15 protein-coding genes are annotated in these 15,766 nt (G+C 61.7%); 4 read left to right on the top strand and 11 right to left on the bottom strand.

The genetic code is table 11. From position 1 onward, the window contains the following. Nucleotides 1-7 precede the first annotated feature (7 nt). Complete coding sequence (locus QRN50_RS14940; protein ID WP_024640025.1) at nt 8-484, top strand: TIGR02444 family protein; 477 nt, start codon at nt 8-10, stop codon at nt 482-484. Here QRN50_RS14940 and QRN50_RS14935 read toward each other — a convergent pair. Then, entirely contained in the window at nt 481-1,509 is a 1,029-nt protein-coding gene (locus QRN50_RS14935; protein ID WP_024651185.1) for an AlgP family protein, read from the bottom strand. The genes QRN50_RS14940 and QRN50_RS14935 overlap by 4 nt on opposite strands. A 216-nt stretch (nt 1,510-1,725) precedes the next feature. Here QRN50_RS14935 and QRN50_RS14930 point away from each other — a divergent pair, with 216 nt between their 5' ends. After that, complete coding sequence (locus QRN50_RS14930) at nt 1,726-2,403, top strand: FKBP-type peptidyl-prolyl cis-trans isomerase (protein ID WP_011266156.1); 678 nt, start codon at nt 1,726-1,728, stop codon at nt 2,401-2,403. 77 nt (nt 2,404-2,480) lie between these two features. Here QRN50_RS14930 and QRN50_RS14925 read toward each other — a convergent pair whose 3' ends face one another. The 8 genes from QRN50_RS14925 to QRN50_RS14890 all read right to left on the bottom strand — a co-directional run bounded on the left by QRN50_RS14925 (nt 2,481) and on the right by QRN50_RS14890 (nt 10,059). Further along, entirely contained in the window at nt 2,481-2,954 is a 474-nt protein-coding gene (locus QRN50_RS14925; protein ID WP_003401557.1) for an Rsd/AlgQ family anti-sigma factor, read from the bottom strand. Nucleotides 2,955-3,128: 174 nt separating this feature from the next. Further along, nucleotides 3,129-3,656 (bottom strand): disulfide bond formation protein B, encoded by a 528-nt coding sequence (locus QRN50_RS14920; protein WP_003401558.1) that lies wholly within the window; start codon nt 3,654-3,656, stop codon nt 3,129-3,131. Nucleotides 3,657-3,872: 216 nt separating this feature from the next. Further along, nucleotides 3,873-5,117: a heme biosynthesis protein HemY gene (locus QRN50_RS14915; protein ID WP_003401559.1), complete on the bottom strand. Its 1,245-nt coding sequence runs from the start codon at nt 5,115-5,117 to the stop codon at nt 3,873-3,875. Next, nucleotides 5,114-6,235 (bottom strand): uroporphyrinogen-III C-methyltransferase, encoded by a 1,122-nt coding sequence (locus QRN50_RS14910; RefSeq protein ID WP_032654864.1) that lies wholly within the window; start codon nt 6,233-6,235, stop codon nt 5,114-5,116. The genes QRN50_RS14915 and QRN50_RS14910 overlap by 4 nt, the downstream gene beginning before the upstream one ends. Before the next feature lie 53 nt (nt 6,236-6,288). Then, nucleotides 6,289-7,062: a uroporphyrinogen-III synthase gene (locus QRN50_RS14905; protein WP_096127013.1), complete on the bottom strand. Its 774-nt coding sequence runs from the start codon at nt 7,060-7,062 to the stop codon at nt 6,289-6,291. After that, nucleotides 7,059-8,000 (bottom strand): hydroxymethylbilane synthase, encoded by a 942-nt coding sequence (gene hemC, locus QRN50_RS14900; protein ID WP_060400511.1) that lies wholly within the window; start codon nt 7,998-8,000, stop codon nt 7,059-7,061. Before hemC ends, QRN50_RS14905 begins: the two co-directional genes overlap by 4 nt. Before the next feature lie 233 nt (nt 8,001-8,233). Beyond that, nucleotides 8,234-8,980 carry a LytR/AlgR family response regulator transcription factor gene (locus QRN50_RS14895; RefSeq protein ID WP_002551374.1) on the bottom strand — a complete coding sequence of 249 codons (747 nt, stop codon included), beginning with the start codon at nt 8,978-8,980 and terminating at the stop codon, nt 8,234-8,236. Further along, nucleotides 8,977-10,059, bottom strand: a complete 1,083-nt coding sequence (locus tag QRN50_RS14890) for a sensor histidine kinase (RefSeq protein ID WP_003318424.1) — start codon at nt 10,057-10,059, stop codon at nt 8,977-8,979. Before QRN50_RS14890 ends, QRN50_RS14895 begins: the two co-directional genes overlap by 4 nt. A 134-nt stretch (nt 10,060-10,193) precedes the next feature. Between QRN50_RS14890 and argH the strand changes: the two genes are divergently transcribed. Next, entirely contained in the window at nt 10,194-11,588 is a 1,395-nt protein-coding gene (gene argH, locus QRN50_RS14885; protein WP_003401567.1) for an argininosuccinate lyase, read from the top strand. 254 nt (nt 11,589-11,842) lie between these two features. Next, nucleotides 11,843-13,084: a spore maturation protein gene (locus QRN50_RS14880; RefSeq protein WP_011266161.1), complete on the top strand. Its 1,242-nt coding sequence runs from the start codon at nt 11,843-11,845 to the stop codon at nt 13,082-13,084. Between the two features lie 4 nt (nt 13,085-13,088). Here the strand turns inward: QRN50_RS14880 and QRN50_RS14875 are convergent, their stop codons facing one another. Together QRN50_RS14875 and QRN50_RS14870 are read right to left on the bottom strand one after the other, a co-directional pair. Beyond that, a complete protein-coding gene (locus QRN50_RS14875; RefSeq protein ID WP_003401574.1) occupies nt 13,089-14,282 on the bottom strand; it encodes a DUF5924 family protein in 1,194 nt (397 codons plus the stop codon). 96 nt (nt 14,283-14,378) lie between these two features. Continuing rightward, the gene (locus tag QRN50_RS14870) at nt 14,379-15,755 is read right to left on the bottom strand and encodes a M16 family metallopeptidase (protein WP_060406234.1); all 1,377 of its coding nucleotides are present in this window, start codon (nt 15,753-15,755) and stop codon (nt 14,379-14,381) included. Nucleotides 15,756-15,766 lie beyond the last annotated feature (11 nt).

Here is a 15,766-nt window from a genome sequence, read left to right as displayed (position 1 = left end):
GATCACTATGCCTTCAGCGCTCTGGAGTTTCACCCTCGATTTCTACGCCCGACCGGGTGTGGAACAGGCTTGCCTGACGCTGCAAGCCAACGGGGCCAACGTGTGCATGGTGCTTTGCGGGGTGTGGCTGGGCACGCGCGACGTGGCGTGCGACGCTCAGCGAGTGGCGCAAATAAAGCAGTTGGCGACACCCTGGCATGACGATGTGGTGCGTCCGTTGCGGGATTTGCGTAACCAATGGCGCCATGCGGCGCTTGAAGACGCACAGCTCAGTGCGTTGCGAATGAAGGTCAAGGCGCTGGAACTGGAGGCCGAACAGGGTCTGATGATGAAGCTTGAGGCACTGACCGGGGACTGGCCGGCGGGTGAGGCGAGGAATGCAGAGGAGTGGCTGCTCGAACTTGCCGAAGGGGACGCAGAAAAAAACCGCGATGCGCTGCATGTGCTGCGCATCGCGGTTGGACTTGCCGTCGACCAGACTTAGGAAGCGCTGGTTGGCGTTGCGCCGTTGGCAGGTGTTGCCGGTGCGGCGGCTGGCGCGGCAGGTGCAGGCGTTGTCGGCTTGGCTGCAGCAGGCGCTGGCGTGGCCGGTTTGGCGGCGGCTGGCTTCACGGCAGGCTTGGCCGCAGGTTTGGCGACAGGCTTGGCTGCTGCTTTCACAGGTGCCTTGGCAGGTGCTTTGGCCGGAGCCTTGACGGGCGCTTTCACAGGCGCTTTCGCCGCAGGTTTGGCGGCCGCCGCTTTTGCTGCTGCTGGTTTGGCAGCGCTGCTGGCGGTGGTCTTGGCAACCGGCGCCTTGGTGGCAGCAGGCTTGGCCGCGGCCGGTTTAGCAGCCGTTGTCCTGGCTGCAGCAGGCTTGGCGGCCGTTGTCTTGGCTGCGACAGGCTTGGCTGCTGCAGTCGCCCGTGGGGCCGGTTTGGCAGCGGCTTTTACCGGGGCCTTGGCAACAGCAGTTTTTGCGGCTGGCTTGGCAGCTGCGGAAGGCTTGGCGGCGGCCTTGGCGACTGGCTTGGCGGCGGCTGTTTTAACCGGCGCTTTCGCTGCGGTTTTTGCCGGGGCTTTGGCAGCAGGTGTCTTGGCGACCGCTTTCGGTGCGACAGGCTTGGCATCGCGAGTGGTCAGGATCTTGCCGACCGCCTCTTTCACGCGACCAATACCCTGAGCCAGTTTCAGGCTTTCCTGGGCATCACGCTTGAGGTGCAGGATGTAAGTGCGGGTTTCGGTCTGACGATCCTTGAGAGCGTCCAGCAACTCTTCCAGCTCGGACACGGCGCCTTTGGCCTTGGCCTGCGCCTTGGATTTTCCGGCGGTGGCAGCATCCTGCAACTTGATGCGGGAGTTGTGCAGTTTTTCCTGCGCCTTGCCGCGCTGTTTCTCAAGCTTGGCGAGCAGTTTCTCGGCATCAGCCAAGGCTTGGGAGCAGGCGTCTTCCAGATGTTCAAGCAAGCTGCCCGATAATTGTTGGAGCAAATGCAACGGAGTATTTACTGGCTTCTTTTTGGCCGACATGACTTACCTCCTGGGTGACGAAATTGCGGCTCATACTAGGCTTCTGCGCGCATCGCCGCTAGGGCATCTTGACAGCATCCATGGGGCGCTGTTGCATACTCAGAGAAATGATTGCTCGGCACGATGCAAAGGCATTGTGAAATTCACATCACAAGACTCGTCACTACTCGCGCTGGCGCTGGCATAATCGCTGCCTTCCCAGGCCGGAGAGCATTAATGTCGCGCTACCTGTTAACGTCGTTGTTCCTCTTGCTACCCTTGGCTCAGGCCGCCGAGGCGCCGCCTGCGTCCAGCGACGGCCACGATCTCGCCTACAGCCTGGGTGCAAGCCTCGGCGAGCGGTTGCATCAGGAAGTCCCTGACCTGGACCTCAAGGCGCTGGTAGAAGGCTTGCAGCAGGCCTATCAGGGCAAGCCGCTGGCGCTCAAGCAGGAACGCATCGACCAGATTCTGCGCGAGCATGACGCCGCGATCGCCCAGGCCGAGACTGCCGGTACGGATGCGCCGACCGAGGCGGCTCTCAAGGCCGAGCGCACGTTCATGGACAGCGAGAAGGCCAAGCCGGGTGTGAAGGTGCTGGCTGACGGGATTCTCATGACCGAGCTGACTCCTGGCACCGGCCCCAAGCCCAGTGCCGATGGCCGGGTTGAAGTGCGTTATGTCGGTCGCTTGCCGGACGGCACCATCTTCGATCAGAGCACCCAGCCCCAGTGGTTCCGGCTCGACAGTGTGATCAGCGGCTGGACCAGCGCCTTGCAGAACATGCCGACCGGCGCGAAGTGGCGGCTGGTGATTCCTTCGGATCAAGCCTATGGTGCCGAGGGCGCTGGTGATCTGATCGATCCGTTTACGCCACTGGTATTTGAAATCGAGCTGGTTGCGGTTTCACAGTAAGCGGACGGAGACCGGCGTTCAGAAATGCGAAAGGGTGCAATAAGCACCCTTGGCGTGTAGCACTTGCATCAACCAGGTCACACCTGAGCGGCGATCTCTTCCTTGTGCGAGTTATGCAGGACTTCAATCAAGCAGTCTTCCAGCTCGAAACGCTCGTGCAGCAATTGCCCCAGCTGGTTGAACTCCCGGGCCACCGCCGTCGCATCCGAGCAGTCGCCCTTGTCGCAGCGATCATTGAACGTCAGCGCAAACTTGGTAATGAAGTCCAGACGCGGATAGATCGTGTCTGCCAGTTCGAGCCCACGTTTGTCGTTGAACGCTCGCGCTTCATCACCCAGTTGTTCGTAAACCTCGAAGTGCCCGGCGGAGACGTAATCCACAAGAATGCCGCAAAAGTTCTGCAAGCCTTCGCGGTCGGCTGCCAGCGCTGCGGGCGTGTCGCCCAGTGCATCGTAGGCTTCGACCAGTTTGAGACGGCTTTGAAGCCAGCGATCAATCAGCTTGTTCACCCCGCCCCAGCGTTCCTGAGCATTCTGACAACTTTCCAGCATGGTCTTCTCTCTTCCCTTCAGGGGCATGCAGTCCTGGGCCGGTCCTGGTAGTTGGCCGGGACCTGACCTGATAAATGCGTCAGGACAGCATATTTCCAGTGACGCGTGCGGCCCAGATTATGCCCGCTCGACAAGGCCATCAAGGTACGCAGGAGATAAAGTTCATACAAGCGTTTAATAGCCGCCCCGATCTCTGGTCGCCAGCCAGTGGCTCAATTCGCTGAAAAGAGGATACAGCGGCAGCAGCGCCAGGCCTGTAAATGCCAGCAGACTCCACTCTGGCAGGCTGATACCGAACAGGGTCCAGGTGATTTCGGCGCAAAACAGCGCGTCGCTTCGCAGCCGGTCGATGCACATATCCAGGGAGAGCAGGCTCAATATTTGCTCCAGTCTGGTAATGAACGGTATCAATTGATCGGCCGAAGCGGTTTGCAGCCACACCTGTGTGCCTGCGCCAGCAAGCCCTGCCAGGGCGACCAGCAGAAGCCCCAGGCTGTAGCGGCGCGTGCCGGTCGGGCCTGGCGCGTGGCAGGCAGCACAGAGCGCCAGCACCCCACAGGCGATGAATGCAGCTCGCTGCACCATGCACAGAGTGCAAGGGTCGAGACCTACGGCTTGCTGCAGGTAAAAGGCGACGCCAATGATTGATGCACAGGCCAGCGATGCCAGGAAGAACAGGAAGCGTGTGCGAGCCAGATACATGGCAAATCCGTAACAAAGGACGAGACGATTACGGTAGAGGAAAGGGTGCGGCGCATTCAAGGTGGCGGCGTACGGATGCGTCGCTGTTTACCGAGGAAAAAGAACACGCCGCTGCGTGGTTCTTTTACACATGGATGTAGGACGATTCTCACGCATTGATCTTGACGGGCTGGTGAGGCAGCACGGAGAGCCCTCACAGAGGACTCTCCGGCGGATTCAGGCCTTGGTCAGCACCGGCAAGGGGCGCGACAGGAGGCGCTCGTCGAGCAGGCCCAGACCTTCCTGAAACAGCTGATTGCTGCGATCCGTCTCACCCAGTTGGCCGAGCAGGCGAGCCAGCTCGGCGCAGGTTTCGGGATTGCGTTCCAGGCGCAGACTGCTCTCCAGATAATCCCGCGCCTTGCCCCACAGGCGGCCTTGCAGACAGATACGTCCCAGGCTCAGCAACAGGCTTGGATCAGCAGGATGCTGCTTGAGCCAGCCCTCCGCCGTTTGCAGCTGCTTCAACGGGTCGTTGCCGCGAACCAGTCCATACAGACGCGCCAGATGGCTGTTGTACTCGCGCTTTAGGGCGCTACGAAGCACTTCTTCTGCCTGGGCTTCGGCACCCAGACGGCGCAATTGATCGGCATACGCCAGCACCAGTTGCGGCTCCTGACGTTGCGCAGAACCCAGCCCCTGCCAGGCGCTTTCCAGTGAAGGCAGACCGGTCGGTGCGCCTTCGATGCCTTCGCGGTACGCCGCCAGGCTAAGGTTTTCGCCCCAGGCGCGGCGTTCCAGCTCGGCCAGTTCCTTGGCTGGCAGGACCTTGTCCTTGCGCAGCTCCGGCATCAGACGGACCACATCGGACCAGTCACCACGTTGCTGATACAGGCGTTGCAGTTGACGAAGCACCTGAGGGTTGTGCGGATGACGCTCTTTCATGGCCAGCAGTGTGGTCAGCGCACCTTCGGTGTCGCCACGGTCCTGCTGCAGTTGAGCGTGATTCAGGGCAATCGCCAGCTCGGCTTGTGGCTGACGCTCGAGCGCGCGTTCCAGCAAGGCGTCGCAGTCTTCGTAACGGCCCTGCTCGTTGGCAGCACGTGCAGCGCCGATGTAGTAGAGCAGCGGATGCGTATCGGCTTCGGCGGCGCGTTGCAGATGACGTTGGGCGCTGGACCAGCGTCCCTCGGCAAGGTCCATCTGGCCTTGCTCGATAGCTATTTGCACGCGACGACGGCGGTTGCGGCGCGACCATGGGTTGACCACGCGGCCTGAGGTCGTCAGCAGGGTGATCAGCAGCCTCAGCAGTGCGATCACCAGTAACGCAACGACCAGCAACGCCAGGGTTGCCCACAGACTCGATTCATAGCGGAAGTTCTGATAGGCGATCAGGACATAGCCGGAATGCTCGGCGATGGCGACCCCGATCAGCGCCGCAGCGGCGATCGCGATGAATAACAGCACATAGAAGCGCTTCATCGGCTGGTCCCCTGTTGCGCCTCGGCTGGCTGGCCGGCAGCGTGACGGCGTTCAAGGTAGGCCTGCACGGCGCTCAGGGTTGGTGCCAGATCCGGTGTCTTCACCGATACCGGCTGGCTGGAAACGGCATCAAGCCCTTGGCCGAGCGCCTTGCCCTGTGGGTCGTCCTGATCGAAGTTGGCTTTCAGAACGCTCTGCGCTTCGGTGATGGCCTTGGAATAAACCTCGGGCTCGCCGTTAAGCGCTGCCCACTGCGCCTGCTCCAGCGCCAGGCTCAGGGCCAGGCGCACCTGCGAAAGGCTCTGGCCGGCGAGTACCGGGCGGATGTCCTTGTCGGCGTTGAAATCGATACGGAAGTAATGGGAGATCTCGTCCCACCACTGCGACCAGCGGCTGGTTTCGGTCTTGTCAGCGGTCAGCCCCATAAGCGACTCGCCCTTGTCTGCGTATTCGGGAGCCAGCTTGTTGAGCTGTACAGCCTGCTCACGCAAGGCAGCCAGTTGCAGAAACAGCCCGGTGCGGTCCGGCTGCTCGACGCTGCGCAGGGCGGCAAGGCTCTTGGCCAGTTGCTCGCGGGCAGCAAAGGAGCCTGGATCATCCTGCTCACGCAGAATTTCGTCGGCACCCTGAACCAGCGCCTGCGCGCTGTTGATGTCCTGCAGCGCTGAAAGGCGCAGGCTGGCCAGACGCAGCAGATGTTCGGCCTCGGCCAGACGCCAGTCCTTGCGGCTCGCCCCCAGCACGGTTTCGAGTCGCTGGCTGAGGCGCTGCTGATCGCCTTGCAATTGCGCGACCAGACGGCGGCTGTCTTCCAGTTGGTTGGCTGGCGGGAATTGCGCGATACGTGCGCTCAGTTGCTGGTCATTCTGCGCCAGCACCAGGGTCTGTTCGGCGATGTCCTCGACCTGTCCGCGCTGTTGCTGGTGCCCGGCCTGCAACATGCGCAGTTGCCAGACTCCCCAGCCGGCCACGGCGATACCGGCAATTGCCAGCAGCAAGGCCAGGAATACCAGGCCACTGTTGCGGCTGCCGGTGCGCTCGGTGCGGACTGGCTCAGGCTTGGATGCAGGCGTTTTCAACACCGATTCTTCGTCTTTAGGCAAGGCTGTTTCGCTCACGTATCCCATCCTTTGCATTTTGGCGTAATAGCGTAAACGACAGGTGTCGATCATTACGCCTTGACGGCAGGCTGAGGTTGTTCCCGCAACGCTGCCAGCAATGCCGCGGCGCTGGCGCCACGACAATCAATAACGGTCCGTGCTCCGGCTGCCCGCGCAATGCTGGCAACCCGGGGGCTCGGTACAAACAGCGGCAGATCGGCCAGGTCCGGCCATGAATCCCCCGCCAACTCAAGCAAATGTTCAAAACCCTGCCCACTGCTGACCACCAGCCCGTTCAAGCGTTCCACCGCGACACGTTGCGCCAGGGCGCCGGGCGCATGCTGCGGCAGGTAGCGACGATACAGCGGCAGGTAATCAACGCCCACCCCCAGCGCGCGCAGTTGCTCGGCCAACAGCTCGCGCCCCTCGTCGCCGCGCATGATCAACACACGGCTTCCCGGTACGGCAATCGCCTGTTTGAGGCGCGGCAGTTCAAGCAAGGCTTCGCTGTCGTCGCCCTGCTCCGGCCAGCTCGCATCGAGCCCGTAATCGACCAGTATCTGCCCGGTTGCTGAACCCACACTGAACCAGGGTTGCAGGGGCGGTTGCGGCCATACTTCGTCGATCAGTTCGATGGCCAGTCGCGCGGCCGGCTTGCTGACCACGATCACTGCACAATAATTGAGCAGCTCGAAAATGATCGAACGCTGTGCAGGCGTCAAGGGCAACGGCTCGGTTTCAAGCAGGGGCAGGCTGCTGCTGAAGATACCGGCCTCGGCCAGCACCCTGGCCAGCGCTGCCGACTCTTCGGCCGGGCGGGTCAGCAGCAGACGCCAGCCCCTCATTCGTTATTGGCCTCGCCGTAGACCGCTTTCAGAATCTCGGCGGCGCCCTGCTCCAGCAGCGCTTCGGCCACCTGCACACCCAGTGCCTGGGCGGATGTCTGGGGCGCCCGGGCATCTGCGTGCAGCAACACGCTGCCGGACGGATCGCCCACCAGGCCGCGCAACCAGACGTCATCGCCTTCCAGTACGGCGTAGCAGGCGATCGGCACCTGACAGCCACCGTTTAGGTGCTTGTTCAGCGAACGCTCGGCAATCACGCGCACGGCGGTGTCTTCGTGGTGCAGAGGGGCAAGCAGTGCATGAATTTCGGCGTCGACGCTACGGCATTCGATACCCACCGCGCCCTGGCCACCGGCTGGCAGGCTGTCATCGACGCTGATTGCCGAGGTGATGCGGTCTTCGAAACCCAGGCGGATCAGGCCGGCGGCGGCGAGGATGATGGCGTCGTACTCACCGGCATCGAGCTTGGCCAGACGGGTATTGACGTTGCCGCGCAGGAAACGGATCTGCAGGTCGGGTCGACGCGCCAGCAATTGGGCCTGACGGCGCAGGCTGGAGGTGCCGACAATGCTGCCCGCCGGTAACTGGTCCAGGCTGGCAAAGGTGTTGGAGACGAATGCATCGCGCGGGTCTTCACGCTCGCAGATGCAGAACAGGCCCAGGCCTTGCGGAAAATCCATCGGCACGTCTTTCATCGAATGCACGGCGATGTCGGCGTTGTTTTCCAGAAGCGCGGTTTCCAGCTCCTTGACGAACAGGCCTTTGCCACCGATTTTCGACAGCGGGGAGTCGAGCAGTTTGTCGCCACGGCTGACCATGGGCACCAACGTCACGAGCAGGCCGGGGTGGGCCTGTTCCAGGCGGGCCTTGACGTATTCTGCCTGCCAGAGTGCCAACGCGCTTTTGCGAGTGGCGATGCGGATTTCGCGAGAGGACATTGAACAATCCGTACTGAGTGAATGCGACGGATAATAACAGCTCAATCCCGGTCAGGGCGGCTTCGGCGCCGATTGGGAATTGCTTCAGACACCAAGCCGATCAATCAATCGGCAGTGCCTGAGGGGCGCATGAGGAAGGCTGCCCGCGGGCCAGCCGAAAAACACATGAATCCGGGATTGCCCCCCCGTTCCATGAATCGGCCCGCGCGCAGAGGCTCCAGAGCGGCGAAGCGCTAGAGCTGCTGCATCATTTTGCGGACACCGGCGACGTGGCGGCGGCTGACGATCAACGCATCGCCATTGAGGCCTCTGAGGAACAGCTGGAAATGCCCCAGCGGGGTGCGCTGCAACCGTTCTATTCGCTCGCGGGCCACCAGCGCATTGCGGTGAATGCGCACGAAACGATCACCGAACTCGTCTTCCAGTGCTTTCAGCGGTTCGTCCAGCAGCACTTCGCCGCCTTCATGACGCAAGGTCACGTACTTGTGATCGGCGATAAAGTAGATCACCTGATCCAGCGGAATCAGCTCGATGCCTTTGCGGGTACGCGCGCTGATGTGGCTGCGTGGCCCTGATCCGCTTTCGGCAGCCGGGCGGGTCAACGCCGCCAGTTGCACACGGTTCGGCCGCTCGGCTTTGCGCAGCGCTTCGACAAGGTGCTCGGACCGCACAGGCTTGACCAGATAGCCCACCGCGCTGACCTGGAAAGCTTCCAGTGCGAATTCATCATGGGCGGTGCAGAAGACCACTGCAGGCGGTGCTTCCCGCTCGCACAGCCGCGCCGCGACCTGGAGGCCATCGAGACCCGGCATGCGGATATCGAGCAGCACTACGTCCGGTTTGTGGGTTTCGATCAGCGCCAAGGCTTCTTCGCCATTGGACGCGCTGGGTTCCAGTACTCGATAACCCTCGATTTCATTGACCATGCGGCTCAATCGCTCGCGGGCCAGGGGTTCGTCATCAACGATCAGGACATTCATATAGCTCTGGCTTCCTGCGTGAGTCTCGCACAAGGATAGCGTAGACAGGTGTAGTGACGACCGTCACGGCGCTCCACGCTCAGACTGGCGTGCGGGCCAAAAAGTGCCGCAATTCGTGCGCCTATATTCGTCAGAGCTTGCTGAGTACCGTTGGAAGTCTGCCGATTGGCAACTTCTTCATAGGGATTGCTGACGCTCAATATGAACTCTCCCCCTTCATAGTTCGCTTCGACTGTTACAACGCCCCCTTCGACCCGCGGAGCAATGCCATAAATCAAAGCGTTTTCAAGTAATGGCTGCAAGGTTAGCTGGGGGATCGGCAAGTCATCGGGAATTGCGCTCACCCTCCAGTCCAACTGTAGACGCTCGCCAAGACGATATTGCTCAATCGATAAATATCGTTTTGCCAATGCCAGCTCTTCACCCCATGTCACCAGGCTGCCCGGCTTGGCCAGACTGGCGCGAAACAGGTCCGAAAGATCCAGCACCGCCTGCTCGGCCTTGACCGGGTTGCTGGCCACCAGACTGGCGATACTGTTGAGTGTGTTGAAGAGGAAATGCGGGCGGATGCGCGCTTGCAGCGATTCGATTCTGGCGCGCAGTTCGCCCTGTTGCTGCTTGCGCCACTGACTCTGCAGATAGAAATAGCGCAGCATCAGGGCCGACATGATCAGGGCAATCGTCGAGTAGCGCAGATAACGCTCGACCATGCCGCTGACCGAAATCCGCCCGGTAAGCTGACAGACATCGGTAACGGCTGTGCACAACAGCGTCAGGCCGACCACCAGAAGGCAACTGAGCATGCCTGCCAGCCCCGGCGTCAATCGCGCCAGCCAGGGCCGCAAGCCGCACAGCAGCGCCGCGGACAGTAGCACGATCCATTGCACGAACAGCGACATCAACGCCAGGCGTACCCAGTCGAAGCCGCTGCGCATCGGTTCCACCAGCACCAGAACCAGCACCAGCAGCTCCGCCAGCACGACGAGCACCAGCAATGCCTGCGGCAGGCACAGTTCAGGGAGGAAAAAGTCTTTGCCGGGCGCGGGCCGGGCGTCGTGTTTCACAGGTTCGATTCGCATGACTCCAGTCTCTGCCCTGGCCTCGTCAGCGGCAAGCTGTCCGGGGATAAATATGCATCAACCCTGTTATCATCGCGTTCGTTCTTGTGCCAGGTATCGGGCACGTCACTTTCCAGTCAGCAACGAGCGAATCCATGAGCACCGACAAGACCAACCAGTCCTGGGGCGGCCGCTTCAGTGAACCCGTCGACGCGTTTGTCGCGCGTTTCACGGCCTCCGTCACCTTCGATCAACGCCTGTATCGCCACGACATCATGGGCTCCATCGCCCACGCCACGATGCTGGCCAAGGTGGGCGTACTGACCGACGCCGAGCGCGATACCATCGTTGACGGCCTGAACACCATCCAGGCCGAGATCGAGGCTGGCCAGTTCGACTGGCGCGTCGATCTGGAAGACGTGCACATGAACATTGAAGCACGCCTGACCGACCGCATCGGTATCACCGGCAAGAAACTGCACACCGGTCGCAGCCGCAACGATCAGGTCGCCACCGATATCCGTCTGTGGCTGCGCGACGAAATCGATCTGATCCTCAGCGAAATCACCCGGCTGCAGCAAGGCCTGCTGGGCCAGGCCGAGCGTGAAGCTGAAACCATCATGCCCGGTTTCACCCACCTGCAGACGGCCCAGCCGGTAACATTCGGTCACCATATGCTGGCCTGGTTCGAAATGCTCAGCCGCGACTACGAGCGTCTGGTCGACTGCCGCAAGCGTCTCAACCGCATGCCGCTGGGCAGCGCGGCGCTGGCGGGCACCACCTACCCGATCGACCGCGAGCTGACCTGCACACTGCTGGGCTTCGAGGTGGTGGGCGGCAATTCGCTGGACGGTGTATCGGATCGCGACTTCGCCATCGAATTCTGCTCGGCTGCATCCATCGCAATGATGCACCTGTCGCGCTTTTCGGAAGAGCTGGTGCTCTGGACCAGTGCGCAGTTCCAGTTCATCGACCTGCCGGACCGCTTCTGCACCGGCAGCTCGATCATGCCGCAAAAGAAAAACCCTGACGTCCCTGAACTGGTTCGCGGCAAGAGCGGCCGTGTGTTCGGTGCCCTGATGGGCCTGCTGACCCTGATGAAAGGCCAGCCGCTGGCGTACAACAAGGACAACCAGGAAGACAAGGAGCCGCTGTTCGACGCCGCCGACACCCTGCGTGATTCGTTGCGTGCGTTCGCCGACATGATCCCGGCGATCAAGCCCAGGCACGCGATGATGCGTGAAGCGGCGCTGCGCGGCTTCTCGACCGCCACCGATCTGGCCGACTATCTGGTCCGCCGTGGTCTGCCGTTCCGTGACTGCCACGAAATCGTTGGTCACGCGGTGAAATACGGTGTGGAAACCGGCAAGGACCTGGCAGAGATGAGCCTGGAAGAGCTGCGTCAGTTCAGCAACCAGATCGAACAGGACGTCTTCGCCGTGCTGACCCTGGAAGGCTCGGTGAATGCCCGTAACCACATCGGCGGCACCGCCCCCGAACAGGTCCGCGCCGCCGTGATTCGCGGCCAGGAACTGCTGGCCGGGCGCTGAACAGACCCCGCACAGCCCCTGATGACGCGGAGCATTGGCACGATAGAAATCTCAAGGTTTTCATCGTTCCCATGCTCCGCGTGGGAACGCGCTTCGTGACGCTCTGCGTCCTATTCTGAATGTGCGCCGCAGAGCGTCACAAAACGACCGTGTTCTCGTGCACCTATCATTCCTACAACTCTTTCAGCACCTGCCGATTTCCCTCCAGCGCACCCCGCCGCTATCATCCCCGCTTCTTGTGGGGGACTTATCCGATGCTCAATGGCCTGTGGCTTGGTTTTTTTGTCGTGGCGACGATTTCCGCGCTGGTGCAGTGGCTGGTGGGCGGCAACGCCGGCATTTTTGCCGCGATGGTCGAAAGTATCTTTGCCATGGCCAAGCTGTCGGTCGAGGTCATGGTGCTGCTGTTCGGCACGCTGACTCTATGGCTGGGCTTTTTGCGCATCGCCGAGAAGGCCGGCATCGTCGACTGGCTGGCCAAGGTTCTCGGGCCGCTGTTTCTGCGCCTGATGCCGGAGGTGCCGCCCGGCCACCCTGCGCTCGGGCTGATCACCCTCAACTTCGCCGCCAATGCCCTGGGGCTCGACAACGCCGCCACGCCGATCGGCCTGAAGGCCATGCGCTCGCTACAGGAACTCAACCCCAGCAAAACCGCCGCCAGTAACGCGCAGATCCTGTTTCTGGTGCTCAACGCCTCATCCCTGACCCTGCTGCCGGTAACGATTTTCATGTACCGCGCCCAGCAGGGTGCGCCTGACCCGACCTTGGTATTCCTGCCAATCCTGCTGGCCACCAGTGTCTCGACCATCGTCGGTCTGCTGTCGGTCGCGTTCATGCAACGTCTGCGTCTGTGGGACCCGGTGGTGCTCGCCTACCTCATCCCCGGCGCCCTGCTGCTGGGCACCTTCATGGCCTTTCTCGGCACACTGTCGGCGGCTGCGCTGGCGGGTCTGTCGTCGATTCTGGGCAACCTCACGCTGTTCGGCCTGATCATGATGTTTCTGATCATCGGCACGCTGCGCAAGGTGCTGGTCTACGAGGCCTTCGTCGAAGGTGCGAAGGAAGGTTTCGACGTGGCCAAGAGCCTGCTGCCTTATCTGGTCGCCATGCTCTGCGCCGTGGGCGTGCTGCGCGCATCCGGCGCGCTGGACTTCGGTCTGGAAGGCATTCGGCATCTGGTGCAGTGGCTGGGGCTGGACACGCGCTTCGTCGATGCGCTGCCGACCGCCATGGTCAAACCCTTCTCGGGCAGCGCCGCCCGTGCCCTGTTGATCGAAACCATGCAGACCCAAGGCGTGGACAGCTTCGCTGCATTGGCCGCTGCCACGATTCAGGGCAGTACCGAAACCACGTTCTACGTACTTGCCGTGTACTTCGGCGCCGTAGGCATTCAGCGCGCTCGCCATGCTGTGGGCTGCGCGCTGCTGGCCGAGTTTTCCGGCGTCGTGGCCGCGATCTTCGTCTGCTACTGGTTCTTCGGCGCGACCGCCTCCTGAAACATTACTGCGCCGGAACCTGAGGCGCAGATTCAGCGGGGGCTGGCTCTGCAGGCGCAGCCTCCTGCTTCTCCTGTTTCGGCTCAGTTGCAGGGGCTGATTCAGGTGTAGCCTCTTCGGCCGAGTCGCCGCCTGGCTTGAGCTTGATTATCCGTCCGGTAGGCCGCTTCACTGCCGGTTGATCATCGTCAGTGACCACAAAACGCAGCACGCCTATCATCTGGCCGTCTTCGGTCAGCACCCTCACCTGCCAGCGTCCTGTCACGTCCTCCGGGAAGTTCTGCTTGCGCGTCCAGGCGCGATAGCCTTCCTTGCGGCCGCCGTGGATATCCAGCGCGATGCGGTCCATCTCTTCGCCTTCATGCCACCACACATGGTAGATACGCTCGTCCAGGCCACGCGGCGCATTGATGGCGGTGTACGCATACAGGCCGCCGTTGCGCAGCTGCTTGGCGCTGATCAGCGAAATGCTGTCGCCCGGCGTACGGTTCTTGTTATCGAAGTCCGGGCTCACCGCCACTTCGGTCAACCACAGCGTCGCAGGCGGCACCCAGGAGCGCAGCAACCAGCCCGCCGCGCCGATGGCCAGGATGATGCTGATCACGGCCAGTGCGCTGCGCCAGGTATTGAGCGGGAAATTCGCCATCAGGCTGGGCGCCGACAGCAGCATCGCCACGCCCAGGGCCAGTTTGTAACTCTCGGCGGTGGTCAGGTGCAGGATGATCGGCAGTGCGGTCAGCAGTGCCGCGAACAGCGTCAGTGTGTGCAGCGTCATGAACAGCCAGCGCCTGGGCGCCAGCCATTTGTAGTAGAGAGGGTCGATGATCGAGATCAGCCCGGCGGCGCCGAGCACCGCAGTGAACACCGCCTGACCACTGTTCCAGGTGGTGGTGATGAAAAAGAACGGCAGCACGAAGAACAGGCTTTCCTGATGAATCATCTGCGTGCCGTAGCGCAGCAAGCCCTGCGGAATCTCGCGGCCCAGCGCCTTGTTAAGTAACCCGACCATGGTGTTTTCGACCATCAGCCACAGCCAGCTGATCAGCATCACCACCGCGATCCAGGTTGCCAGCCCCGCCTGGCGATCGACCAGAATGAAACTGGCGATACCGGAAACGAAACCAAACGCTGCAATGAGCCCCGGATAGCGCTGCATCAAGTTGAGCACGGGCGTCACATAGCGATTCACGTCAAGCATCGGAGGGGTCACTCGGTTCTGTTCATACAAAAAAACGCGCTGCGTAACAAACGCAGCGCGGAGCCTGCACCCTGGGTGCAGTTCGGCGTCAGGATTCTATGTGCTGCGTGCACGCCAGCGCCACAGGGCCAGCAGTGCGATGAAACCCAGTACCCCACCAATCAGCCAATACAGGCCGTCATAACTGAACAGCGGCTTTTCAATGCGCATGTAACCCGGCTGGGCTAGCAATTGGCGCAGCGCCTGATTGGCCGTCTCCAGCTTCACCGCCTTGATTCGCTTGGCGGGATCCTCGAAACGCCCGTTTTCATAATCGTTGAGCGCGCTCCAATAGTAGTCCGCCAGCGCGCTATTGCCTTGTGTAGCCCATGACTGCCGATCAATGGCGAGCTGTTGCAGCCGCGCAAACGTAGCGGGCTGCATGCCTTCTTTTTGCAGGCGCTCGACCAGGCCGCGAATGTCGCGCTCGGCTTCATCGGCATCATCACGCTCGACATCGGCGTTCAGGCTCAGAAACCCGACATCGCCAAACACTTCGCGCTCTGCAGAAGGCCCGTAGGACAAACTGTGTTTCAGGCGCAGCTCAGTGTAGAGCGTCCAGTCCAGATAGGCTTTGACCAGGTCCCAGGTTTCGTCGTGCTGGTCGTCGAGCTGCGGCTCGGGGTAGATCAGGTGCAGCTTGGCACTCTCGCCCAGCCCGCCGCGCTCGAGCTCGCGTCGCGGTTCGGCCGAGCCGTTGCCCTGTGCCAGTGGCGGGTGGTCGGTCGGGTCGGTGGGGGCGAGCTTGCCGTAGGTGCGCTCCAGATAGGCTGGCAGCAGCTTGTCCAGATCACCCACCACAATCAGCGTCATGTTGTTGGGGGCGTACCAGTTGGCGAAGACGTCTTCGATGTGCTCCAGCTTGATGCCGTCCACCTCGGGGCGTTCGGCGCATTTGAGGCCCAGCTCCACCGCCAGCTGGCTGCTGGCGCTGCGCCCGGAATCTCGTCGGTCAAGCAGGCGCTGCAAGTGGGAAAAGTGCCCGCCATCTTCGCGCTCGACCACGCGTTTGACGCCATCCAGCCGCGCCTGGCTCAGCTCGGTTTTGGTCATGATCTCCAGCAGCAGGTCGAGCACTTTGCGCTGGTTTCGCGCAGGCGCTTCGATCACGAAGGTGGTGTCGGCGTTGCTGGTGAAGGCGTTCCACTCGCCGCCCAGTGCCTGCATACGCTCTTCCAGCCCCCCTTCACCGCTGTCATCCACGCCGCTGAACAGCAAGTGTTCCAGCAGATGCGGCAGTTCCTTGTCCTGGCACGGGAAATCATCGAAGCCGATACCCACCACCAGGCGGATGGCGACATGACCCTTGTCGTCACCGGGTTTGAGAATGACTTGCAAACCATTGGGCAGCAGGTAGCCCTCGACCTGAAGACGGTCAAGGGCGAATGAGGGGAGTGAACCGAGGAGCAGACAAGCGAACAGCAGGCAACGCATAAAACAGCTTT

Source organism: Pseudomonas sp. MEJ108 (assembly GCF_030208985.1).
Taxonomy (GTDB): domain Bacteria; phylum Pseudomonadota; class Gammaproteobacteria; order Pseudomonadales; family Pseudomonadaceae; genus Aquipseudomonas; species Aquipseudomonas fragariae.
The sequence above is the reverse complement of the archived record's forward strand: the minus strand, read 5'-3'. Positions and strand labels throughout refer to the sequence as shown.